Genomic DNA, 22,285 nt, shown 5'->3' with positions numbered 1-22,285 from the left:
CGGCATAAAGGCGCGAGCCTGCTTGCGCAATGTCTGAGTGTCGGCTACCGGTCCCGGCCATGGGCAAAGACGACCAGATCGCCTTCGAATCCGCGCTTTTCATGCGCGCCGCCGCGGTCGAGACCGAGCTGCGGCGGATCCTCGACGCGCGTCCGCTCACCAGTGAGATCGTGCGGCCGGAGCGCCTGATGGCGGCCATGCGCCATGGCGTGCTCAATGGCGGCAAGCGGCTGCGGCCATTTCTGGTCATGGAAAGTGCCGCGCTGTTGTCGGCCGATAGCGAGGCGGCGCTGCGCGTCGCCGCGGCGCTCGAATGCGTGCATTGCTACTCGCTCATCCATGACGACCTGCCTTCCATGGATGACGACGATTTGAGGCGCGGCCAGCCGACGGTGCACAGGGCCTTCGACGAAGCGACCGCGATCCTCGCCGGCGACGCGTTGCTGACCTTGGCCTTCGACGTCGTCGCCGACGAAGCGACGTTGCTGGCGGCGGAGCGCCGCGCCACTCTGGTTCTCGCCCTTGCCCGAGCGGCCGGTGCCGGCGGCATGGTCGGCGGCCAGATGCTGGACCTCGAAGCCGAGCGCGAACGGCCGGACGAGGCGGGCATCATCACGCTGCAGGCGATGAAGACCGGCGCGCTGATCCGCTTCGCCTGCGAGGCCGGCGCGATCGTCGCCGGCGCGCCTGCTGCCGACCGCGAGCGGCTGGCGGAGTTCGGCTCGGCGATCGGCCTTGCCTTCCAGCTCGCCGACGACCTGCTCGACCTGACCGCCGACGCAAAGCAGATGGGCAAGGCCACCAACAAGGATGCGGCCGCCGGCAAGGCGACGCTCGCAGCACTGCACGGACCAGACTGGGCGCGCGGTCAGCTCCACGGCCTCATCGACCAGGCGCATGCGCTGCTTGAGCCCTATGGCGAGCGGGCTGAGCTGCTCAAGCAAGCGGCGACCTTCGTGGCGACGCGCAACAGCTGAACTGCGGCGCGGCGGGCGGCCATTGCCGAAGCCGACAACAGCTCCGATTGTTCGCTATGTTCGAATACTGCTGTCGATGGTCGGATGATTATCCGGCATCCGCAGCAGTCTATATCCGCTCCAGGACAACGAACGGACATCATCGGTCCGGTCGCTGACGCCTCCCCGGCCCTCCATCCAGAGCCGTGAAATCCACCGGAAGGAACCTGGAAATGCCCTTTGCCAACTTCAAGATGCCCGAGGCCGCCCTCACAAAGGCGCAAAAGGAAGACCTCGTCCACAAGACCACGCAGATGTTCGTCGACTATTTCGGCGAAGGTGTACGCCCCTACACCATGGTGCTGATCGAGGAAGTTCCCGACGGAGGCTATGGCCGCGCCGACGAGGTCTTCATTCTTCCCGACGCCTACCGGGCCGAGGATAGTGCCTGACTTGAACCGGGCGAGTCGCTTGCCGAGCGGCACGCCCAACTTTCCGTGTCGGAGCCGACACTCGCTTTCCCTTGGATCAGCCCCGGTTCGGCAAGCTCCGCAGGAAATCGATCATCGCGGCGTTGACCTCGTCTGGGCGCTCCTGCTGGGTCCAATGCCCGCAGCCGGGCAGCATCAGCGTATCGCGGATTTGCGGGACGAAGTTCCTAAGATTGGCCAACAGTTGATCCATGCCGGGGAAGGCGACTACAAGGTCACGGTCGCCCGCTGCGTAGAGAGCGGGAACCTTGATCCGCGCGCCGGCAAAGGGCGCCATCAGTTCCCAGTTCCGGTCGATGTTGCGGTACCAGTTGAGACCTCCGGCAAAGCCGGTGCGCTGGAACTCGCCGGCGTAGAAATCGCTGTCGCTTTCGCTGAGCCAGTGCGGCAGACTTGCAGGAACCTCGGCGGCTTGCAGGAGACCTCCGCCGTGCGGGACCATGGCAATTCTGGCGCCGCCGTCCGAAGCGTCTCCCGACACCGCGTAAAGCATGGCGCGCACCGTGGCCCGCGGGTCCCGTTCCAGCTCCGCCTCGGCAATGCCGGGTTGCTGGAAATAGAGCTGGTAGAACTGGGACTCCGCCGTTCGCGGCATGAGGCTGGTCGGACGCGCATTGCCGCGCGGCCGGAACGGAACGCTGAGGCCGACGACGGCATGGAAGCGGTCCGGCCGTAGCAGCGCGGCATGCCAGGCCACCACCGCACCCCAGTCGTGGCCGACGATGACGGCGCTGGGGACCTCGAGTGCGTCGAGAAGACCCACCATGTCGCCGACCAGATGAAAGAGCGTGTATTGGTCGATCGCTTCCGGCCGGTCGCTCTTGCCGTAGCCTCGCATGTCGGGGGCGACGGCACGGAAGCCCGCCGCTGCGAGCGCGCCCAGCTGATGCCGCCAGGAATACCAGGATTCAGGGAAGCCATGGCACAGAAGCACCACCGGCCCTTCGCCCTGCTCCGCGACATTGAGGCGGATGCCGTTGGTCTCAACTGTCCGCTGTATAGGTTCGCTCACGGCCGCTTCTCATGCTCGCGTTTCCACCTCTGATCAATGGCGAAAGGCCAGACGCCGCAACGGGTGGCCGAGCCAGCGGGGTGCCAAGTTTTGGAGGCGCGCATCTTCCATTGACTGTCTCAGGGGCGGTCGCGGCAGTCAATATCGACATGGTCACGTAGCGCCACGGCGTCCACGCACTTGAATAGTTCTGGCGATGCGCGTCCATTCGTGCAGGATCGCTGACTGACGAGGCGGGGAACCAATGCTTAAGCTGAAAGCCTGGCTGGCCGATTATTGGGTCATCGGTGCAGGGTTCATGGCAGCATCGCTCATAGCGGCCGCGCCGGTCTTATCGCTTCCGCTGCCGGTGTTCCTGATCTTCCTGCACAGCCCGTTTTACATGGTCCATCAGGTCGAAGAGCACGCCGGCGACCGATTCCGCAAATTCGCGAACGAAAATGTTTTCGGCGGCCGTGACGCCCTTACCGTCGCCTCGGTTCTCGTCATCAACCTGCCGTTTGTCTGGGGCATCAACCTGCTGGCTCTTTATGCGGCATTCCTGTGGGGACCCGCCTGGGGCCTGGTTGCCCCGTATGTCATGATCGTGAACGCGCTCGCGCACCTCGTCACATCGGCGCGGCTCGGCAAATACAATCCCGGCCTCGTCACCAGCGTCATTTTGTTTTTGCCACTGAGCGTCGTCACGATCTGGATGATCGGCCGGACGGGAGGTCTTGTCCCGCAATTGATCGGCGCAGCTCTCGCGATCCTGCTTCACCTGGCGATCATTGCGGTCGTGGCCGCCCGATACCGCTCTCTCGTCGTCACCTCACAGCATCGGCGGCGACGTCATCAGTCTTGATCATCGGCAAAACGGCCCTTTGTCCTCAACCGCACCACATTCGCGCTGGCTGGCTGTTCCGGCTCGGCGCTCTGCGCGGCGACTGCCATATCGGCCCGGGGCAGATAGATCGTCACCGTCGTGCCCTTGCCGACTTCGCTTTCAATTGTGACCGCGCCGCCGGACTGCTGCGCCAAGCCGTAGACCTGGGCGAGGCCGAGACCTGTACCCTTCTCGGGCCCTTTGGTCGTGAAGAACGGTTCGAAAACCTGCGGAAGCACGTCTGCCGCAATGCCGATGCCTGTGTCGGTCACCCGCAACGCGACGAATTCACCTTGCAGGCCGGCTGCGTTATCCTCGCTCGACAACAGCACGTTCTCCGCCGTTATCGTTACCAGGCCACCGTCTGGCATGGCGTCCCGCGCGTTGAAGGCAATGTTGACGAGACCAAGCTCCAGTTCGCCGGGGTCGATCTTGACTGGCCAGGTTTCGGGTCCGACAGCGGCGACCAATTTCACCGATTTGCGCATGGAGCCCGCTATCATTGCGCGGACGGCTTCCACGCGCTCTGCCAGCGAGACGACCTCGGCGCGGGCAGCCTGCTTGCGCGAGAAGGCCAGCAACTGGCGTGTCAATGCGGCGCCGCGCTGGAGCGCAAGCTCCACGGATTCGGTCGCGCGCTTCATTTCGGGATCGGCACCGACCTTCTTGCCCAGGCGAACAAAGCTTTCGACCACCGTCAGGAGATTGTTGAAATCATGCACGATGCTGCCGGTCAGTTGGCCGAGCGCATCCATTTTCTGCGTATGAACGCGTTGCGCTTGCGCCTGCCGGAGTGCGATCTCAGCGTCGCGTCGGTCGGTGATGTCGCGCGTAATCTTGGCGAAACCGATCAGCTCTCCTCGCTCGTCGCGGATCGGATCGATCACGACATTCGCCCAGAACAGCGTCCCGTCCTTACGGACGCGATGGCCCTCGGTCTCGAAGCGTCCATCCCGTGTTGCCGTATAGAGCGCGCGGCCAGGTAAACCGGCGGCACGGTCGTGCTCGGTGTAAAAACGTGAGAAGTGCTGACCGATGATTTCTTCGGCCGCATAGCCCTTGATGCGCTCCGCGCCGGCGTTCCAACTGGTCACCAGCCCGTTGGGGTCAAGCATGAAGAGCGCATAGTCGGTCACGCCGCTCACCAGAAGGCGGAACTGGCGCTCGCTTTGGCGCAAAGCTTCGTGCGCCGCACGGCGTTCGGTGATGTCGCGCGTGACCTTGGCGAATCCTTCGAGTCGGCCTGCGTCGTTGTGGATCGGGGTAACGACAACAGATGCCCAGAAACGGCTGCCATCCTTGCGTACGCGCCAACCCTCGCCTTCATATCGCCCGTTCTGCACGGCTGCTTCGAGGACCCGGAGCGGCGCGCCTTTTGCGCGTTCTTCACGAGTATAGAATTTGGAAAAATGCTGGCCCACGATTTCCTCGGCAGCGTAGCCTTTCAGCCGCTCGGCGCCGGCGTTCCAATTGGTGATCACGCCGCTTGGATCGAGCATGTAGATGGCATAGTCGGTCACGCCGTCGACAAGGATGCGGAAGCGCCGCTCGCTCTGCAGCAGCGACTCATGCGCGGCGACGCGCTCCGTGATGTCTCGCGTGATCTTCGCGTAACCCAAAAGAACGCCGTTGCGGTCCAGTACCCGTTGAACAAGGCCGCTCGACCAGAACCTGGTTCCGTCCTTGCGCACCCGCCATCCTTCGGCCTCGTATCTTCCCTCCGCCTTTGCCGCGGCAAGCATCCTGCTCGGAACCCCATTCGCCTGATCTTCGACTGTGAAAAATCGGGAAAAATGCTGCCCCAGGATTTCCGAAGCCGCGTAGCCCTTTATCTTCTCGGCGCCGGCATTCCAGCTGGTGATGAAGCCATCTGCATCAAGGGTGTAGATCGCGTAGTCGGCGACAGCGTCGATGAAGAGTTCGAGGCGGCGGCTGTCGGAAAGGTGTTGCGCGTCGGCTGTGGTCAGTGGCATTGTCGAACCCGCATTACGCTCGCATCAGGCAGTTCGTCCGGTGACGCGTCTGCAACATAAGCGTGCCTATCCTGCATAGCAACGAGCTTGGATCAATGGCGACATATTCATCCGCTCTCGCAGCCAATCTCAGAAACCCAGGTTATTTGTACAGCTTTGCTCCGGAAAACGAGCCTGGAGATGACGAGGAAAATCCCGTCTCTCACGAACTCGGCTCTGCCGAGCATGACGAACTCCCGTATAGGGTCGAGTTGTGGAACGCCACCAAGAACGGTGTCGAACAAGTCCTCGCCGTCACGGCAAATGCCAGCATCGGCTACGCTGCCTATTACGCAGCGACGCGTGAGCACCCGGACCGCTACGTCACCTTGCGGCACAAGAACAATTTCGTTTCGAGATGGAACGGTCCGGCGAATTAGGCAGGGGCCTGTCTATGACACGGAGCGCCAACTCTACCCGTTCGGCCGAAGCGCTGCCCTATCGTATCGAACTCTGGCACGCCGACAGCCATGAGGTCATCGAACGGGTTCTCGCACGCGCCGTTACAGCCCAGCTTGCCCGCGCCATTTTTCAAGCCGCAAGGGACGAGCATCCTCGACGGCGGATCACGCTGCGCAAGGGAAACCGTATCCTCTCCGATACGACGGATTGACGATCTGCCGTCCGGTTTCAAAGCGCTGTCCGGAGGTCCAGTGCGCTAGACCTGTCTGTCGCGGACAGCGATACGTCGCCCCTGCATCAAAAGCAGCGACAAGACCACCCTCCCTCCAACGAAATCTTAATGTAAATCAAGCGTAATCCCGACCATTAAAATTGTGCGTATGTGTTGGGGTTGCGCATGCCGGAATATTCTTCCTTCCTCCGATCGATCCGGATCCGCTACATTTCGGGATTGCTTGTCTTCGCGCTGGCCTCGGCCGCCGTCATGTTCGCGCTCAACCGTGTGAATTCGTACCGCCACGAGGTCGATGCTCTCAGCGGCAATTTCGTCATCTTCGCCCGCGACCTGCGCAACGCCACCAATTTCGCCGAGACCACCGGCACCGCCTGGCGCAGCGAGACGCGCGATGCGTTGGCGACCGCCGCGCGCGGCCATTCCGAACGGCTGATGGGCGAGATCGGGATCCTGAACGCCCAGCTTGCCGCGATCAGGCCGCGCCTGTCGAACAACACCGTCAACGCGCTGGACACCGCTTCGGTCAATGACGACCTGTTCTGGTCGGCGCGCGATATGGTGCGCAACTTCAACTTGATGGCAGTCGCCCAGAAGGTCGACGAGTGGAGCTACCGCGAGATCCGCAACCAGAATGACCTTTTCGCCCAGCCGATGCTGGTGAAGGTGCGCACCGCGCTCGACGAGGAGCGCCGCCTCGCCGATGCTTCCAGCGACCGGCTGCTCCTGTGGGCGAGCGGCCTGCTGTTCGCTGTGCTCGCCATCGCGGCGTTTCTGATATTCCGGCCGATGGAGAATGCGATCCGCCGCGCCTTCGCCGAGACCGCCGCATCTTTGTTCAAGGCGGAGGCCGCCGACCGCGCCAAATCCGAATTCCTCGCCAATATGAGCCATGAGATCCGCACGCCGATGAACGGCGTGCTCGGCATGGCCGAGTTGCTTGCCAAGACGGAGCTGACGCCGCGCCAGAAGACCTTCACCGACGTCATCGTCAAATCCGGCAACGCGCTGCTCACCATCATCAACGACATCCTCGATTTCTCTAAGATCAATGCCGGCCAGCTGACGCTCGACCCCGCCCCTTTCCGCCTGGCGGAGGCGGTCGAGGATGTGGCGACGCTGGTGTCGGCGCGCGTTGCCGAAAAGAACCTCGAGCTCATCGTGCGCGTCGACCCGCGCCTGCCGGCCTTCGTCATCGGCGATGCCGGGCGCTTCCGCCAGATCGTCACCAACCTGCTCGGCAACGCAGTGAAGTTCACCGAGAAGGGCCATGTCCTGATCGATGTCGGCGGCGATGTCGTCGACGGTGTGGTCCAGCTCAAGGTCCGCGTCGAGGACACCGGCATCGGCATCCCGGCCGAAAAACTGCAAAGCGTGTTCGAGAAATTCGCCCAGGTCGACGGCTCCTCGACCCGGCGCCATGAAGGCACCGGCCTTGGCCTGGCGATCGGCGCCCGGCTCGTCGACCTGATGGGCGGCAAGATCGGCGTCGAAAGCGAGATCGGCCGCGGCTCCGTGTTCTGGTTCGCCGTGCCGCTGCCGGCGCATAGCCAGCAGGCGCGTGACGAGCTGGTGCCGGTCGACGTCACCGGCGCCCGTGTGCTGGTCATCGACGACAATCCGGTCAACCGCGAGATCCTGCTGGAGCAGCTCAGAAGCTGGAGCTTCGACTGCGCGGCCGCCGAAAGCGGCGCGGTCGGCCTCGCTTTCCTCGACCGCGCCTGCCAGCTCGGCGCCTCGGTCGACTGCATCATCCTCGATTACCAGATGCCCGGCATGAACGGCGCCGATGTCGCCAGAGCCATCGCCGCCGACAGCCGCCTCTCTTCCATCCCCGTCGTGCTGCTCACCTCGGTAGACCAGGTCGATTTCGGCCGCATGGTGATCGATTTCGGCATCGTCGCGCATCTTACCAAGCCGGCGCGTTCGGCGGTGCTGCTGGGCACCGTGATTGCCGCCATCCAGAAGGCGCGCACGCAAGGCGCCAAGGCGCATTTCGTGCGCGAGCCGGTCGCGGCCCAGGCGGCCCCGCCGGCCTTCACCGTCATCCGCGGCCCGTCGGTGTCCGTGCCGGCGGCGCCGGAATCGACGGCAGCGCCGAGCGGCCCGATCGATATCCTGATCGCCGAGGACAATGACGTGAATCAGCTGGTCTTCGGCCAGATCCTCAACGGTTTCGGTCTCAGCTACCGCATTGCCGGCAATGGTCGGACGGCTGTTGAGATGTACCGCTCGCTGCGCCCGCGCCTGGTGCTGATGGACGTCTCCATGCCGGAGATGAACGGTTATGAGGCGACGCGCGCCATCCGCGCCATCGAAGAGCAGAACGGCGATCACACGCCGATCATCGGCGTCACCGCTCATGCGCTAAAGGGCGACCGTGAAAAATGCATCGAGGCAGGCATGGACGACTATCTGCCGAAACCGGTCTCGCCCGACCGCCTCGGCGCCAAGATCGGCACCTGGCTCAGCGAGACCGTGGCGGCGAAGACGGCTTAAGCGTCAGGCGCCAGGTGCGTTCGGCGGCCACCGCCGAGTTCCTTCGCGCCCCCCTCTGCCCTGCCGGGCATCTCCCCCACGAGGGGGGAGATCAGCAGTTCCGGCGCTTCGACCGTCCGTTGGAGATTGGCGAAAGCAAACGTGACGGCCAATCTCCCCCGTTGTGGGGGAGATGTCCGGCAGGACAGAGGGGGGCGCTGTCCCGCCGACTCTGAACCAGCTCTTTTCGAGCCTTCAGCCCCGCCGGAACGGATACAGGAATTGCCGCCAATAGCCTTTCGGCACCGGATGGCCGTGAATGCCATAGCCCTTCGGCCAGCGTCCCTCGGGCAGATGATAGGTGCCGAACAGCCGGTCGAGCAGCGGGAAATGAATGGCGAAATTGACGTCGATTGCCTCTTTCTCGAGGCCGTGATGCCAATGATGGAAGCGCGGCGACACGAGCATCTTTTCGACCGGACCGAAACTGGTTCCGATGTTGGAATGGATGAAGGACGAATAGACGTAGACGATCAGGATATAGGTCTGGATCGCCGATTCATCGAAGCCCAACACGAACATCGGCGTCGCCGTCAGGCTGCGCAGCACGATGATTTCCAGGAAATGCATCCGCGCGCCGGCGATCCAGTCCATCGACTTGGCTGAATGATGCACGGCGTGGAAATTCCACAGGAATGGGATGCGATGGAAGGCGCGGTGCACCCAATATTGGGCGAGATCGGTCAGGAACATCACCGCCAGCAGTTGCACGACCCAGGGGAGATCGTGGACCCAGGCGCGCACCGAACCGAGGCCGGCTTGCGCGTTGACGAAATTGGACGGCGCGAGCGTCAGGTAGGTCAATATCTGAACCAGCAGCGAGGAGACCAGGTAATAGAACAGGTCCTCGCGCCACTCGTCGCGGAACACGGTCTGGCTCTTGTTGCGGGCAAAGATGCGTTCGAGCGGGACGAACAGCACGCCCATGAACAGGACATTGAGAATGAAGAAATCAAGGCCGAAGAACACGCCGTCGACATGCAACTCGTGACGCACCGGGAGCATGCCGATGAGCGAGGCCAACAGCACCGTGACCATAGCCGCCACGCCGAGCGTCTTTTCCCGGCGCAGCATCATGCTCAGGATGGCCAGGACGTAGCCCGAGATAAGCACGAAATAGAGGACCGGCTTGAAGAACAGCATCTGGTGGATCGGAGCAAGGTCCGGCATCGAGGTCAGCGTCGGATAGCGCAATACGATGACCATCAGGAGGCCGGTGATCCCCGCAAGCAATGCGATCGAGCCCGACAGCCAGCCGGACCCGAATGGCCGCTTGGTGCGCGGTGTTTCGAGCTCACCGACAACCTTTTTTAGGAAATTCTCCTCCGGCATGATTCTCCCCCTTATAAGATCGTGAATAAAAATGGGCCCTGGAAATACTGAACCCACCCTTACTATGGCAAAGCGCAATAAGATTTGAACGCCACCGCCCTGACAAGCGGATTCTCGTCACAACATTAGCAATTGGCTATCGGCGTTGTTGACGGCCGGGAAGCTCGCGTCCCCACCAGGAATGCAAGTCGCTACAATTTAAATCGCTGCTGGATGAGGCGGGCACATTCGCCGGCATCAGCCGGCTGGTGTCGAGCTCAAGGTCGTAGGCGACACCCAAGTGCACGCGTTCGAATTGCCAGCGTGCAAGTCCGGGCAGTCGGTCTGCACGCCGGCTTTCGCGCGTTTCGAGCACCTCTTGCGGCCCCCTGTCCTGGCGTTGCGTCACCGATTGCGCAACACCACGCAGGCGCCGCCGACGCTTTGCAGCTTGGTGCAGATACCGTTGGCCTCGCCACGCGAGTCGGCGCCGATCCTGACCGCATAGATGCCGCGGCGGCCGATCGGCGTGCGCACCCGGCTCACCACCGGATCACGGCTGGCGAGCAAGGCCGGGAACCGGCTTTTGACCCGCAGCCATTGGCCGATCGCCGCCGAGCGGCGGAAATTGCCCGCCACCTGCACGCCCCACGGCTTCACGTTGATCGAAGCCATGGCGACGGTCCGCGACATGATCACCGGCAGCCGGCGGCAGGCAAGCGCGAAGCTCATCTTCGGGTCGAGCGGCTGGACGGTGCCGGCATAGGACCTGTCCGAGAACTTGTCGACGGGCTCGCCCATGACGTCGAAGACATAGCTTTCCGTCTCCATCGGCAGGAAGCCGCCCGAGCTCAGCCAGCGCGACACGCGGTTCTCGCCGGCATTGTAGGCCGCGGCCGCGAGCCCGAGATTGCCGTAGCTGACCTTCATCTCGGCGAGATATTTCGCCGAGGCCGGGATGGCCTGCCCGATGTCGAAGGGATCGGCGAGCCCGCGCATCTTCGCGGTGCCCGGCATGAATTGCGCGATGCCTTCGGCACCGACCGGGCTCACCGCGCCCGGATCGAAGCGGCTCTCCTTCCAGATCAGCCGGGCGAAGAAATCCTTGGGCAGCCCGTTCTGTTGGGCCTGGGTCTCGATCAGATCGCAGACGCGGGAAATCAGGCGCTTGGCGGCCGACTTCGACTGCGGCGGATCGGCGAATGCGTGTGTCGCCGGGATCAGCACGAAAAACAAGAGCAGCGTTGCCTTTAGGAAACGCCGCATCGGTTCATTCCGCGGCTGCTTTGCCGTGTCCGTACCGCTGCTCGATATAGTCGCCGACCATCTTCTCGAAATCCTGTGCGATCGAAGGGCCGCGCAGCGTCGCAGCCTTCTTGCCGTCGATGAAGACAGGCGCCGTCGGCGTCTCGCCGGTGCCGGGCAGCGATATGCCGATGTCGGCGTGCTTGGATTCGCCGGGGCCGTTGACGATGCAGCCCATCACCGCGACCTTGAGGTTCTCGACGCCGGGATATTTCTCGCGCCACACCGGCATGTTCTTGCGGATATCAGCCTGGATGCTCTGGGCAAGTTCCTGGAACACGGTGGAGGTGGTGCGGCCGCAGCCGGGGCAGGCCGCGACAATCGGCACGAACTGCCGGAAGCCCATGGTCTGCAGAAGTTCTTGCGACACCTGCACCTCGCGCGTGCGGTCGCCATTCGGCTCCGGCGTCAGCGAGATGCGGATCGTGTCGCCGATGCCCTGCTGCAACAGGATGCCCATCGCGGCGGAAGAAGCGACAATGCCCTTGGTGCCCATGCCGGCTTCGGTGAGACCCAGATGCAGCGCATGGTCGGAGCGGGTGGCAAGCTCGGTGTAGACGGCGATCAGGTCCTGCACACCGCTGACCTTGGCCGACAGGATGATCTTTTCGCGGCCAAGCCCGATCTCTTCCGCCATCTCGGCCGACAGGATCGCCGACTGCACGATCGCCTCGCGCGTGACTTCCTGCGCGGTGAGCGGCGAGCCCTTCGCCTGGTTGTCGTCCATCAGCCGGGTCAAAAGCTCCTGGTCGAGCGATCCCCAATTGACGCCGATGCGTACCGGCTTGTCATATCTGATCGCCATCTCGACGATCGCGGCGAACTGGCGGTCCTTCTTGTCCTTGAAGCCGACATTGCCCGGATTGATGCGGTATTTGGCCAGCGCTTCGGCGCAGGCCGGATGATCGGCGAGCAGCTTGTGCCCGATATAGTGGAAGTCGCCGACCAGCGGCACATCGATGCCGAGCCGCAACAGCCGCTCATGGATGCGCGGAACCGCCGCCGCGCTCTCGTCGCGGTCGACCGTGATGCGCACGATCTCGGAGCCGGCACGATGCAGCGCCGCGACCTGGGCGACGGTCTGGTCGACATCGGCGGTATCGGTGTTGGTCATCGATTGCACGACAACCGGTGCGCCGCCGCCGACCATCACGCCGCCGACCGATACGCCGACCGACCGGCGACGCGGGAAGGGAGAAGAAAAATATCCGGTCATGCCGGCCGCCTTCATTTGGGAGTTTCGGCATGAGGTGGCGGAGCAAAGATGGCTTGTCAATGGCAAGCGACGGGCCATCCTGCAAATCGGCTGGAGCCGCGCGAAAAATAATAACCCGCCCGACCGCAAGGTTTGCGGCCGAGCTTTCCGTCAATTTCAGTTAAAAGCACCGACCCGGTGGCATTTCTTGCCACCGGAATTCACCGCGGCGGGTTGCGATGATGGTGCCTGGAAGAGCTTCAGTGTGTCGTCGGACTAGCTTTCAGCTTTTCAATCTCGTCCTTGATTGCCAGCTTGCGTCGCTTGAGATTCACGATTTCGAGGTCGTCGACCGAAGGATGGTTCATCGCATCGGTGAGCTCGCGCTCGATATCACCGTGTTTCCGCTGCAACTCGTCAAGATGGGATGCAAGAGACATGAATGGTTCTCCCTTTCATGGTTTCCTCGATTGCAGCCGTCGCAGGAGCCTCCACCGCAGGTTGCGACTGTGACGGCACCATGACAGTTTGCCACCAACCGATCTCGATGTCGAATGCCACGTGGTAGCATTCCACGACAAAGTGAAATGTGGTAAGGGCTGCGCGCCGGTCACAAACCCGCAAGTCACGGCCCCGCCCAAACAGCCCGATTGGGCGATGCATACGCAGACGGTAGATAATGTCCGAACAGGAACAGGCTGAAATACGCCTCGAATATTCCCGGCTCAAACAAGAACACGCCGATTTCGACGCCGCGATCAACGCGATGATCGCCACCGGCTGCGACCCGCTTCAGATCCAGCGCATGAAGAAGAAGAAGCTGATGCTGAAAGACCGGCTGTCGGTGCTGGAAGACCGCATCATTCCCGACATCATTGCCTGAGCGGATCGCCCCGCACCGTCAAGAGATCGATAGCCGTGCCGCGCGTTCGCGCAGCAGCGCGAGAAGTTCGCCGGTCCGTTCTTCGGACGTGTCGATCGGCACCACAAGGCACATAGTCGCTTCGACCTTGCCTGGCGCAGAGAACACCGGCGCCGCAAGGCATTTGGTGTATGCATCGACCAGGCCTGACGTGACGCAATAGCCGGTGACGCGCGCCCGCGCGATATCGTCGATGAAATCATCGAGTTCGAGCTTTCGGCCGTCCGGCAGCACGAGGTCGTCTCGCGTGACCATCGTTTCGATCCCGCCGCGATCGAGGCCGGCAAGCAGCAGCCGGCCGGAAGCAGTCCAGGGCAGCGGGATCTGCAGGCCGGTGGCCGAACTGATGCGGAATGGCCTGGTGCCCGGGCTCGAATGGACGATCGTGTAGCGGCCGCTCTGCAGCATGCAGAGCTCGGAGGTCTCGCCGGTCTCGCGCGACAGCGTGTCGACCTCCTGGCGGCCGCGCCTGAGCAGGTCGTTGCCGCGCATATAAGCCATTCCATAGAGATAGAGCTTCTTGCCGAAATAGACGCGGTTGCCGTCGCCAGCCATTTCCAGCAGCCCGGCTTCGACCAACTCGCGCACAAGCGTATAGGTCGTCGAGCGCGGCGCATTGAGCCCTTTGGCCAGGTCGCCGATGCCGATCGCACGCTGGTTGGCGTGCAGGAATTCCAGGATGTTCAAGGCCCTGTTGAGCCCCTTCTCGCGCGAGCCCGCCGGCCGCTCTTCATCCGCACCCTCGCTCGGCCACTCGGTCAGCGTTTCACTCTCTTGCATTGTCGATTCCTAGTGCTAGTATCTGTCTTGTACAGGATACACACGTCTCTTGTAAGAGACAATCGCTGATTGCGACGCGTATCTCTGCTGCATTGGGGAACACACCATCAAAGGAGGTCGCCGTGAACGACACATCCGGCAGACGTGATTTTCTGAAACTGGGAATGGCGGGGTTGGCCACCGCCGGCGCGCTCACCGCCATCAGCGCCGAGAAGGCGGCGGCGCAAGCCGCGTCCGACAGCGTGCTGCGCACTGCGCTCGATCGCGGCAAGCTGATCGTCGGCACCGGCAGCACCAACGCGCCGTGGCATTTCGAGAACGATGCCGGCGAGCTGGTCGGTATGGACATCACCATGGGCCGCATCCTTGCCAAGGGCCTCTTTGACGACCCGACCAAGGTCGAGTTCGTCATGCAGGATCCGGCGCAGCGCATTCCGAACGTGACGACCAACAAGGTCGACATCACCATCCAGTTCATGACCATGACGGCGCAGCGCTCGCAGCTGATCCACTTCTCGCGGCCATATTACGTTGAAGGCGTCGCGCTGCTGACTTTGCCTGGCTCCGAGAACAAGACCTTCGACAAGCTCCTGGCGAACGGTTCCGCCACGCGCATCTCGATCCTGCAGAATGTCGACGCCGAAAGCTCGGTGCATTTTGCCTTGCCGCAGGCGCAGGTGCTGCAGATCGATACCCAGGCGAACGTTCTGCAGGCGTTGGAATCCAAGCGCGCCGATGCCGCCGCTGTCGATCTGTCGACGGTGCGCTGGCTCGCCTCGCGCAATCCCGACAAGTATTTCGACGCCGGCAAGAGCTGGTACTCGATGCTTTACGGCGCTGCGGTCCGGCAAGGCGACCTCGACTGGCTGACCTTCGTCAACCAGACCTTCACCATCGCCATGTTCGGCCATGAGACGGCGCTCTACGATGCCGCCTTCAAGGAATATTTCGGTCAGGAGCCGCCGCCGCGCCATCCGGGCTTCCCGGTCATCTGACGCGCCACACGATCAAGCCGGCGGAAGGAGCGGTCCTTCCGCCTGTTTTTCCTCGACCCCGGCGCGAGGGCGGCGAATCCTATCCGTCGCACCGCGGCCATTGAGACGGACGCATGGGCTATACGCTCAATTTCAACCTGATCTGGCGGCATTTCGACAAGCTATGGGGCGGCCTGCTGCTCAGCCTCGAGCTTGCCGTGATCTCGATCGCCATCGGCATCGTCATCGGCCTGGTGCTGGCCGTCTGGTATGTCTCGGCCGGACGCGTGGTGCGCGCCATCATCGCGGCCTATGTCGAATTCATCCGCAACGTACCGCTGATCCTGCTGGTCTATTTGGTCTTCTACGGCCTGCCGACGGTCGTCGATCTTGCCTACAGCGCCCCCACCTCGTTTGTCCTGACCCTATCGGTCTATAGCGGCGCCTATCTCGTCGAGGTGTTCCGCTCAGGCTTGGAAGCCGTGCCGCGCGGCCAGCTCGACGCCGGCAAGGCGATCGGCCTTACCCCATGGCAGCGCCTGATCCACGTACGCCTGCCGACGATGCTGCGCATCACGCTGCCGGCGCTGTCCAACACCTTCATCTCCCTTTTCAAGGACACCTCGATCGCCTCGGTGATCTCGGTCCCCGAGCTCACCTACGGCGCCCAGTGGATCAACTTCAACACGTTCCGCATCGTCGAGGTCTATCTGGTGACGACGGCGATGTATCTGGTGACCGGCTACACCTTGCTGTTTGCGCTGCGGCTGGTCGAACGCCGGTTCAGGGCGGCGCGCTGAGATGCTGAGCCAGATCCTCTACGCCCTGCCGTTCCTTGCCGAAGGCTTCGCCGTGACCTTATGGGTCTCGCTGCTGGTCGTGGTCCTGTCCTTGGTCGCAGGGGTCCTGCTGGGCGTCGGCCTGGTCTATGGGCCAGCGCCGCTGCGTTGGGCAGTGCGCATCTTCTCGGACACCATCCGCGGCATCCCGATCCTCGTGCTGATGTTCTTCGTCTATTACGGCCTGCCCGCGGTCGGCGTGCACCTTCAGTCCTTCTGGGCAGCGGTGCTGGCGCTGACCTTGTTCAAGACGGCGCAGGTCGTCGAATATCTGCGCGGCGCCGTCGCCTCGATCCCGAAAGGCCAGTCGGAAGCGGCGATGGCGATCGGCCTCACCTTTCGCCAGCGCCTCACCTCGGTGATCTTCCCGCAGGCCTTCCGCCGCTTCCTGCCGCCTTGGATCAACGGCGTCACCGATGCCGTGAAGGGCAGCGCGCTGGTTTCGCTGCTCGGCATCACCGATCTGATGCAGGCGATCAACCAGGTCATCGGCCGCACCTATGAGGCGATGCCGCTCTATATCCTCGGCGCCCTCATCTATTTCGCCGTCAATTATGCGCTTTCCTATGCCAGCCGCCGGCTGGAACGGCGCTTCGCTTTCATCCGGGATTAATGCGATGGCCAGTTCGAACGACAACCCAGCGCTTCTCGATATTGCCAAGGTCTCGAAATCCTTCGGCTCGGTCAGTGTGCTGCGCTCGGTCAGCTTGCAGGTGGCGAAGGGCGAGGTGGTGACCATCATCGGCCCTTCGGGCAGCGGCAAGACCACGCTGCTGCGGTGCGTGAATTTTCTGGAAAGCTATGACTCGGGCTCGATCCGCATCGACGGCAAGGAGGTCGGCTTTCGCGACGGCGGCGCGCGCCAGCGGCGTAGCGAACGCGATCTTGCAGCCATGCGCGCCGAGACCGGCATGGTGTTCCAGAGCTTCAACCTCTTTCCGCATCTGACCGCCGCCGGCAACATCATGCTCGGCCTGACCAAGGTGCGCGGCAAGAGCAAGACGGAGGCGCGCTCGATCGCCGAGCATTGGCTGGGCCGCGTCGGCCTCGCCCACAAGGCGGACAGCCTGCCCGCCGAACTTTCGGGTGGCCAGCAGCAGCGTGTCGGCATTGCCCGCGCCGTCGCCATGGAGCCCAAAATCCTGCTGCTCGACGAGATCACCTCGGCGCTCGACCCGGAGCTCGTCGGAGAGGTGCTGGCGGTGGTCCGCAGCCTCGCCGAAGACGGGATGACCATGGTGATGGTCACGCACGAGATGGCCTTCGCCCGCGATGCCTCCAGCCGCATCGTCTTCATGGCCGATGGCGGTGTCTCGGCCGTCGGTCCGCCGAAAGAAGTGCTCGCGGCGGAAACGACCAACGAGCGCCTCCGCGCATTTCTGGCGCGTTTCCGCGCCTCGCATTTCTGAAAGCGGATGGCCTCGGCCATCCAGGGAGTACCCTTCCATGTCGCCTTACATACGGCTCGCCGAGCTTGGCCTGACGTTGCCGGAGCCGCCGACGCCCATCGCCAATTTCGTCACCCATGCCGAGAGCGGCCGGCTGATCTTTCTTTCGGGACAGGGGCCGCTGCGTGCCGACGGCACGCTTTGCACCGGCAAGGTCGGCGATGACGTCACCGTCGAGCAGGCCTATGAGCATGCCCGCCTCACCGGCCTCAATTTGCTCGCCGTCATGCATGCCGCGGCGGGCGATCTCGGCCGCATTGTGCGGGTCGTGAAGCTACTCGGCTTCGTCAACGCCACGCCGACCTTCAGCGACCACCCCAAAGTGGTCAATGGCTGCTCGGACCTCTTCGCCGATGTTTTCGACAAGCTTGGCGGCCATGCTCGCTCGGCCATCGGCGTTGGCTCGCTGCCGCGAAACATCACTGTCGAAATCGAAGCGGTCGTCGAGATCGCCGCCTGACTTAACGGAGTCCACTCACATGAAGACCTATTCCGACGCCGGCTCCAACACCACCATCCGCGAGCGGCTGGGCTTGAGGCCAATCATCAATGTCTCGGGCACGATGACGGCGCTGGGTGCCTCGATCATCGTTCCCGAAGCGATCAGCGCCATGGCCGAGATCGCCTCGCAATGGGTGGAGATGGATGATTTGCAGCGCGCCGCGAGCGCGGTGGTCGCGCGCCTCACCGGCGGCGAGGCCGGCTTCATCACCGCCTGCTGCGCCTCGGGCATCACCATGGCCATCGCCGGCGCGATGACAGGCACCAACCTTCTCGCGATCGAACGCCTGCCGGACGACACCGAAGGGCTGAAGTCCGAGGTCGTCATTCAGCTCGGCCACATCGTCAACTATGGCGCGCCCATCGACCAGTCGATCCGCGTCGCCGGCGCCAAGGTCATTCCGGCGGGCACCGTCAGCGTCACCCAGGACTACCATGTGCGCGAGGCAATCAATGAGCGGACGGCGGCGGCTCTCTACGTCGTCGCCCACCATACGGTGCAGTACGGCATGCTTTCGCTGGAGGAATTCTGCGAGATTTGCCACGCCAAGGGCGTTCCGGTGATCGTTGACGCCGCGTCCGAATATGACCTGCGCAGCTTCCTGGCGCGCGGCGCCGACATCGTCGTCTATAGCGGCCACAAATTCCTCAGCGGTCCGACCAGCGGCATCGTCACCGGCCGCAAGGACCTGGTACGCGCCGCCTACCTGCAGAACCGCGGCGTGGCCCGCGCGATGAAGGTCGGCAAGGAAAGCATTGCCGGTACCATGGCGGCGCTCGACGCCTGGGAAAAGCGCGACCATGTTGGCATCCGCCGGCGCGAGGAGGCGGCGCTCAATCTGTGGAAGGATTCACTTCAAGGCATTCCCGGCATCGGCGCTGAGATCATTCCCGACCCGACCAACAATCCTCTCGACCGCCTGCAGGTGTTCGTGCGTCCGGAAAGCCGCTTCACCGCCGCCGGCCTGGCTTCCGCTTTGGCTGCCGGCTCGCCGCCGGTGATCGTCCGCAACCACGAGGTCGAGCGCGGCCACTTCTTCCTCGACCCCTGCAATTTGCATCCCGGCGAGGCGGAGATCGTCGCCGAGCAGCTGCGCGCCGTGTTGACGGCCAAGGAGCGTCCGGCCGATGCGATGAAAATCGCGCGCAAGGACTCCTCGGGCTCTTTGCGTTGGCCGGACTAGCTCGGTGCGCATTCGCCACATCCTTGCGGCTGTCGGCGAATTCCGCTAAGGCGCGCCTTTGCCGCCGGGAGCGAAGCCTTGACCGATCAGCGTGCCGACGTCGCCATCATCATGGGCAGCCAGTCCGACTGGACGACGATGCGCCAGGCCGCGGAAACGCTGGAAGCGCTGGGCATCCCGCACAAGCGGCTGATCGTCTCCGCCCACCGCACGCCCGACCGCCTCTATGAGTTCGCCAAGGGCGCCAAGGCCGCCGGTTACAAGGTGATCATCGCCGGCGCCGGCGGAGCGGCGCATCTGCCCGGCATGACGGCCGCAATGACGCCGCTGCCCGTCTTCGGCGTTCCGGTGGAATCCAAGGCGCTTTCGGGCCAGGACTCGCTGCTTTCCATCGTGCAGATGCCGGCCGGCATCCCGGTCGGCACTTTGGCGATCGGCAAGGCGGGCGCTGCCAATGCAGCGCTTCTCGCAGCGGCGGTGCTGGCGCTGAACGATGATAAGCTCGCTGCCCGGCTCGACGCCTGGCGCGCGGCGCAGACCGCCAAGGTTGCCGCCGAGCCGACGGACACGCCGTGAGTCTGGCGCCCGGATCGACCATCGGCATCATCGGCGGCGGCCAGCTTGGCCGTATGCTGGCGATGGCTGCGGCGCGGCTCGGCTACCGTGTCGTTGTGCTGGAACCGCAGGCCGACTGCCCGGCCGCGCAGGTCGCCAACCGACAGATCGTCGCCGCCTATGACGATCCGGCGGCGCTCGCCGATCTGGCCAGCGCCAGCGCCGTCGTCACTTACGAATTCGAGAACGTTCCGGTCGCCGCGGCGCAAACGCTGGCTGCAACGGTCCCGGTCTATCCGCCGGCCCGCGCGCTCGAAGTCGCGCAGGATCGCCTCACCGAGAAAACCTTTCTCAACGGCATCGGCATCCCGACGGCGGAGTTCTGTCCGGTCGACAATGACGACCAACTGACCGAGGCGTTGAGCAAGTTCGACGGCAGCGGCGTGCTGAAGACCCGCCGCATGGGCTATGACGGCAAGGGCCAGCGTGTCTTCCGCAACATGCAGACCGGCGGCTTTGCCGGCACCTGGGAGGCGATGGGCAATGTGCCGCTGATCCTGGAATCGCTGGTCGCCTTCGAGCGCGAAATTTCGGTGATCGCCGCGCGCGGGTTGGACGGCTCGGTCGCGGCTTACGATCCGGCCGAGAATGTACACCGCGAAGGCATCCTGCGGACCTCGACCTTGCCGGCCGCCATCCGCCCGGAAACGGCCGCCGCCGCCAAGGATGCCGCCGCGAAAATCCTTTCGGCGCTCGGCTATGTCGGCGTCATCGGCGTCGAGTTCTTCGTCCTTGCCGACGGCGCGCTTCTGGCCAATGAGCTGGCGCCGCGCGTGCACAATTCCGGCCACTGGACGGAGGCTGCCTGCGTCGTCTCGCAGTTCGAGCAGCATATCCGCGCCGTCGCCGGCCTGCCGCTGGGTTCGCCCGCCCGGCATTTTGACTGCGTGATGGAAAACCTGATCGGCGACGACATGCTGAAAGTGCCGGCGCTGGTGGCTGAGCCCGACCTGATGTTGCATCTCTACGGCAAGGCCGAGTCGCGCCCCGGCCGCAAGATGGGCCATTTCACGCGCCTCATCAGACCCCGATAACCGTCGCTTACTGCATGTCCTGGTCGTCGTCGCCCGCGTCCGAGCCGGCGCAGCTCGGATCGCTGAGCTTGCAGTTGGCGCCGGAGGTGAGCTGCTTGATGCGCTCGTTGGTGAGCTTGGTCAGGCATTGCGAAACCTCCATCGGGTGGATGGAGCCACCCTCGCTGTCGGCGGTCGAATAGGCGCACTCAGCGTCGCGAAAAGCGATCCAGGCGCGTTGCGCCGTCTGCAGCAGCTTGTTCGAGGCCTGATCGTTGCTGCTGACGATGTTCTTGTACGCGGCATTGAGCTTGGCATCGGCCGCCTGGTAGTCGGCGTCCGCGCAGATGTTCAGCATCGACTGGCTGTCGTCGTTGCGGTCGCAGTCCTCGGCAAAGGCTGCCGGAGCGGTCGCGAGCAAGGCAAGACAGGCAGGCAAAAGCAGGCGACGCATGTGCAATCTCCGGTCGTTTCGGCGAGACCGCACCATCCCAGCCGCCCTTGAGTCGCGCAATGCCGTGCTGCCGGATGGCGAATATTTGATCTGCCGGCCCACTTGTGGCATTCGGGGCGCGCACACGTGGTTGACACGGGCAAGGCACCTCGTTTATGAGCCACGCAAGTTCCAAGGCGCGCTTTTTCCGGGCGCGCCTTTTAAAATTCGGCCCGGGACGGGCCCTGACCGAACAGGCAAGACCATGAAGATCAAGAATTCGCTCAAGGCGCTCAAGGCGCGTCACCGCGACAACCGGCTGGTTCGCCGCAAGGGACGCATCTACATCATCAACAAGACCGCTCCGCGCTACAAGGCGCGCCAGGGCTGAGACTTGAGCGCAGCTTGCTGTCGCTTGCTGCGCGGCGCCCACGGCGCGCTGATGTCGAATGCCGGTTCGCCGGCGCTCTCACGCTAAAATCGCTTTGACGATCCGCCGTCCGGGACTAGATTCCGACGATGCGGATTCGTTTTGCATTTTTCGCCGCCCTTATGCTCTCCGGCACAGTTTTGCCTGCAGGGGCAGAAACGGTGCCCGGCGCGCTACCGCCAGATGCCGCGCCACCCGCCACAACACCGCCACCCGCCGCTCCGACCAGGCAGGGCCGCCTCGACCAGCTCTTCGCTGAGTTGAAGCGCGAGCGCAATGAAAAGGCCGCCGAGCGCATCGCCGGCCGCATCTGGAACGAGTGGAACCAGTCGGGCAGTGCCTCGATCGACCTGATGATGCAATGGGCGCAAAAGGCGACGGAAGACCAGAAATTCGACGTCGCCCTCGACTTCCTCGACCAGGTCGTGACCTTGCAGCCCGACTATGCCGAAGGCTGGAACCGCCGCGCCACCGTCCATTTCATGATGAAGAATTACGGGAAGTCGATGGCCGACATCGACCGTACCCTGGAGCTCGAGCCGCGCCATTTCGGCGCGCTCTCTGGCCTCGCTCAGATCATGGCCGAAACCGGCCACAAGCAGTCGGCGCTGGAGGCCTGGCAAAAGGTGCTGGCGATCTACCCGATGATGCGCAGCGCCCAGAACCAGGTCTCGACGCTCTCGGAAGAGCTGGCCGGCGAGGGGATTTAGGCAGTAGGAATTGGGCAGTAGGCAATAGGAAACGGAGCAACCTACTGCCTACTGCCTACTGCCTACTGCCTACTGCCTACTGCCTACTGCCTACTGCCTACTGCCTACTGCCTACTG

The 22,285-nt window shown here is 63.5% G+C and carries 27 protein-coding genes; 18 read left to right on the top strand and 9 right to left on the bottom strand.

The window, feature by feature from the left end; all coding sequences use genetic code 11:
• The first annotated feature begins 59 nt into the window (after positions 1-59).
• A complete protein-coding gene (locus LB538_RS17400) occupies positions 60-977 on the top strand; it encodes a polyprenyl synthetase family protein (protein WP_411909031.1) in 918 nt (305 codons plus the stop codon).
• 212 nt (positions 978-1,189) lie between these two features.
• Positions 1,190-1,408, top strand: coding sequence for a tautomerase family protein (locus LB538_RS17395; RefSeq protein WP_224532575.1), 219 nt, complete (start codon positions 1,190-1,192; stop codon positions 1,406-1,408).
• 76 nt (positions 1,409-1,484) lie between these two features.
• Here the strand turns inward: LB538_RS17395 and LB538_RS17390 are convergent, their stop codons facing one another.
• The gene (locus tag LB538_RS17390) at positions 1,485-2,459 is read right to left on the bottom strand and encodes an alpha/beta fold hydrolase (RefSeq protein WP_224532576.1); all 975 of its coding nucleotides are present in this window, start codon (positions 2,457-2,459) and stop codon (positions 1,485-1,487) included.
• A gap of 244 nt (positions 2,460-2,703) precedes the next feature.
• On the opposite strand from LB538_RS17390, the gene LB538_RS17385 reads away from it, so the two are divergent.
• Positions 2,704-3,303 carry an HXXEE domain-containing protein gene (locus LB538_RS17385; RefSeq protein ID WP_224532577.1) on the top strand — a complete coding sequence of 200 codons (600 nt, stop codon included), beginning with the start codon at positions 2,704-2,706 and terminating at the stop codon, positions 3,301-3,303.
• Here LB538_RS17385 and LB538_RS17380 read toward each other — a convergent pair.
• Positions 3,294-5,297: a PAS domain-containing sensor histidine kinase gene (locus tag LB538_RS17380; protein WP_224532578.1), complete on the bottom strand. Its 2,004-nt coding sequence runs from the start codon at positions 5,295-5,297 to the stop codon at positions 3,294-3,296. The two genes, LB538_RS17385 and LB538_RS17380, sit on opposite strands and share 10 nt — an antisense overlap.
• Before the next feature lie 95 nt (positions 5,298-5,392).
• Here LB538_RS17380 and LB538_RS17375 point away from each other — a divergent pair, with 95 nt between their 5' ends.
• From LB538_RS17375 to LB538_RS17365, 3 genes are all read left to right on the top strand, one after another.
• Positions 5,393-5,716 carry a hypothetical protein gene (locus tag LB538_RS17375; RefSeq protein ID WP_140841535.1) on the top strand — a complete coding sequence of 108 codons (324 nt, stop codon included), beginning with the start codon at positions 5,393-5,395 and terminating at the stop codon, positions 5,714-5,716.
• 14 nt (positions 5,717-5,730) lie between these two features.
• A complete protein-coding gene (locus LB538_RS17370; RefSeq protein ID WP_140841537.1) occupies positions 5,731-5,949 on the top strand; it encodes a hypothetical protein in 219 nt (72 codons plus the stop codon).
• Positions 5,950-6,135: 186 nt separating this feature from the next.
• Positions 6,136-8,469, top strand: a complete 2,334-nt coding sequence (locus tag LB538_RS17365) for a response regulator (RefSeq protein ID WP_224532579.1) — start codon at positions 6,136-6,138, stop codon at positions 8,467-8,469.
• A gap of 234 nt (positions 8,470-8,703) precedes the next feature.
• Here the strand turns inward: LB538_RS17365 and LB538_RS17360 are convergent, their stop codons facing one another.
• The 4 genes from LB538_RS17360 to ispG form a co-directional block, all read right to left on the bottom strand.
• Entirely contained in the window at positions 8,704-9,840 is a 1,137-nt protein-coding gene (locus LB538_RS17360; RefSeq protein ID WP_224532580.1) for a sterol desaturase family protein, read from the bottom strand.
• A 136-nt stretch (positions 9,841-9,976) separates the two neighbouring features.
• The gene (locus LB538_RS17355; protein ID WP_224551550.1) at positions 9,977-10,195 is read right to left on the bottom strand and encodes a phosphotransferase-like protein; all 219 of its coding nucleotides are present in this window, start codon (positions 10,193-10,195) and stop codon (positions 9,977-9,979) included.
• A 29-nt stretch (positions 10,196-10,224) separates the two neighbouring features.
• Positions 10,225-11,085 (bottom strand): lytic transglycosylase domain-containing protein, encoded by an 861-nt coding sequence (locus LB538_RS17350; RefSeq protein ID WP_224532582.1) that lies wholly within the window; start codon positions 11,083-11,085, stop codon positions 10,225-10,227.
• Between the two features lie 4 nt (positions 11,086-11,089).
• On the bottom strand, positions 11,090-12,340 hold the full coding sequence (gene ispG, locus LB538_RS17345; RefSeq protein ID WP_140841545.1) for a flavodoxin-dependent (E)-4-hydroxy-3-methylbut-2-enyl-diphosphate synthase: 1,251 nt from the start codon (positions 12,338-12,340) through the stop codon (positions 11,090-11,092).
• Between ispG and LB538_RS17340 the strand changes: the two genes are divergently transcribed.
• Positions 12,339-12,599 (top strand): hypothetical protein, encoded by a 261-nt coding sequence (locus tag LB538_RS17340; protein WP_224532583.1) that lies wholly within the window; start codon positions 12,339-12,341, stop codon positions 12,597-12,599. The genes ispG and LB538_RS17340 overlap by 2 nt on opposite strands.
• On the opposite strand, the gene LB538_RS17335 is transcribed toward LB538_RS17340, so the two are convergent.
• Positions 12,580-12,759 (bottom strand): YdcH family protein, encoded by a 180-nt coding sequence (locus LB538_RS17335; RefSeq protein ID WP_042641511.1) that lies wholly within the window; start codon positions 12,757-12,759, stop codon positions 12,580-12,582. The genes LB538_RS17340 and LB538_RS17335 overlap by 20 nt on opposite strands.
• Before the next feature lie 239 nt (positions 12,760-12,998).
• On the opposite strand from LB538_RS17335, the gene LB538_RS17330 reads away from it, so the two are divergent.
• A complete protein-coding gene (locus LB538_RS17330) occupies positions 12,999-13,202 on the top strand; it encodes a YdcH family protein (RefSeq protein WP_140841547.1) in 204 nt (67 codons plus the stop codon).
• Positions 13,203-13,220: 18 nt separating this feature from the next.
• On the opposite strand, the gene LB538_RS17325 is transcribed toward LB538_RS17330, so the two are convergent.
• Positions 13,221-14,021: an IclR family transcriptional regulator gene (locus tag LB538_RS17325; RefSeq protein WP_224532584.1), complete on the bottom strand. Its 801-nt coding sequence runs from the start codon at positions 14,019-14,021 to the stop codon at positions 13,221-13,223.
• 164 nt (positions 14,022-14,185) lie between these two features.
• Between LB538_RS17325 and LB538_RS17320 the strand changes: the two genes are divergently transcribed.
• The 8 genes from LB538_RS17320 to LB538_RS17285 all read left to right on the top strand — a co-directional run bounded on the left by LB538_RS17320 (position 14,186) and on the right by LB538_RS17285 (position 20,616).
• On the top strand, positions 14,186-15,016 hold the full coding sequence (locus LB538_RS17320; RefSeq protein ID WP_210200001.1) for a transporter substrate-binding domain-containing protein: 831 nt from the start codon (positions 14,186-14,188) through the stop codon (positions 15,014-15,016).
• A 113-nt stretch (positions 15,017-15,129) separates the two neighbouring features.
• Positions 15,130-15,795: an amino acid ABC transporter permease gene (locus LB538_RS17315; RefSeq protein WP_140841553.1), complete on the top strand. Its 666-nt coding sequence runs from the start codon at positions 15,130-15,132 to the stop codon at positions 15,793-15,795.
• 1 nt (position 15,796) lies between these two features.
• A complete protein-coding gene (locus LB538_RS17310) occupies positions 15,797-16,447 on the top strand; it encodes an amino acid ABC transporter permease (protein ID WP_140841555.1) in 651 nt (216 codons plus the stop codon).
• A 4-nt stretch (positions 16,448-16,451) separates the two neighbouring features.
• On the top strand, positions 16,452-17,243 hold the full coding sequence (locus tag LB538_RS17305) for an amino acid ABC transporter ATP-binding protein (RefSeq protein WP_224532585.1): 792 nt from the start codon (positions 16,452-16,454) through the stop codon (positions 17,241-17,243).
• 37 nt (positions 17,244-17,280) lie between these two features.
• Positions 17,281-17,742, top strand: a complete 462-nt coding sequence (locus LB538_RS17300) for a RidA family protein (RefSeq protein ID WP_095767324.1) — start codon at positions 17,281-17,283, stop codon at positions 17,740-17,742.
• 19 nt (positions 17,743-17,761) lie between these two features.
• Entirely contained in the window at positions 17,762-18,967 is a 1,206-nt protein-coding gene (locus LB538_RS17295; RefSeq protein ID WP_224532586.1) for an aminotransferase class V-fold PLP-dependent enzyme, read from the top strand.
• Positions 18,968-19,045: 78 nt separating this feature from the next.
• Positions 19,046-19,543 carry a 5-(carboxyamino)imidazole ribonucleotide mutase gene (purE, locus tag LB538_RS17290; RefSeq protein WP_224532587.1) on the top strand — a complete coding sequence of 166 codons (498 nt, stop codon included), beginning with the start codon at positions 19,046-19,048 and terminating at the stop codon, positions 19,541-19,543.
• Positions 19,540-20,616, top strand: coding sequence for a 5-(carboxyamino)imidazole ribonucleotide synthase (locus LB538_RS17285; protein ID WP_224532588.1), 1,077 nt, complete (start codon positions 19,540-19,542; stop codon positions 20,614-20,616). The genes purE and LB538_RS17285 overlap by 4 nt, the downstream gene beginning before the upstream one ends.
• Positions 20,617-20,623: 7 nt before the next feature.
• Here LB538_RS17285 and LB538_RS17280 read toward each other — a convergent pair whose 3' ends face one another.
• Positions 20,624-21,049 (bottom strand): lysozyme inhibitor LprI family protein, encoded by a 426-nt coding sequence (locus LB538_RS17280; protein WP_224532589.1) that lies wholly within the window; start codon positions 21,047-21,049, stop codon positions 20,624-20,626.
• Between the two features lie 244 nt (positions 21,050-21,293).
• Between LB538_RS17280 and ykgO the strand changes: the two genes are divergently transcribed.
• Complete coding sequence (gene ykgO / locus LB538_RS17275; protein ID WP_040974291.1) at positions 21,294-21,419, top strand: type B 50S ribosomal protein L36; 126 nt, start codon at positions 21,294-21,296, stop codon at positions 21,417-21,419.
• 128 nt (positions 21,420-21,547) lie between these two features.
• Positions 21,548-22,168, top strand: a complete 621-nt coding sequence (locus LB538_RS17270) for a tetratricopeptide repeat protein (protein ID WP_224532590.1) — start codon at positions 21,548-21,550, stop codon at positions 22,166-22,168.
• Positions 22,169-22,285 lie beyond the last annotated feature (117 nt).

The sequence above is a fragment of the Mesorhizobium sp. Ca11 genome, assembly GCF_020165275.1.
Lineage (GTDB): Bacteria > Pseudomonadota > Alphaproteobacteria > Rhizobiales > Rhizobiaceae > Mesorhizobium.
Note: the sequence above shows the minus strand (reverse complement) of the source record. Positions and strands in the feature narration are given on the sequence as shown.